Source organism: Halorubrum sp. ARQ200 (assembly GCF_005435115.1).
Lineage (GTDB): Archaea > Halobacteriota > Halobacteria > Halobacteriales > Haloferacaceae > Halorubrum > Halorubrum tropicale.
On record NZ_SGTZ01000061.1, the window covers coordinates 1 to 450 of the forward strand.

1 protein-coding gene is annotated in these 450 nt (G+C 65.8%); it reads right to left on the reverse strand.

Translation table 11 applies throughout. From position 1 onward, the window contains the following. A partial coding sequence (locus tag EXE50_RS17035) for a ThiF family adenylyltransferase (protein ID WP_137705653.1) occupies positions 1-403 on the reverse strand: 403 nt, incomplete at its 3' end. Between the last annotated feature and the right edge of the window lie 47 nt (positions 404-450).

Below are 450 nucleotides of genomic sequence, written 5' to 3' on the forward strand. Positions count from 1 at the left end.
GGTAGTCCGGCGGGGCCGCGTACCCCGTCACTACCTTCGTGAAGAGCCGAGTAATGCTCGAGGCCGCCATCCCGTTCAGCGGCGTGACCGCCGGTTCGGGCGCGACGTCGTCCTCGTCGATATAGCCTCGCTCCAAGTCCGCCTCGATCTCCGCTTCGCTCGACTGTTCCACTTGGAGCTGTTGCGGATCATTGCGCCCGAGACAGTCTAGACAGCCGCTCACGCCGGGGGCAACTAGCTGGATCAGCCCGCGCTCGTCGGTGACTGACCCGTTGTCGGCGGTTTCGATTGCCACGCCGCCGTCGATGTAGTACCGAAGGTACCGCACGGCGAACTCGTTACAGTACTGCCGCGCCGTGAGCCGGTCGACGGCTCCGATGATAACGTCACACGTGGCGAGCATCTCCTCGGGGACGTCCTGGACGCGGCCGCGCTACGCCTCGACCGTCG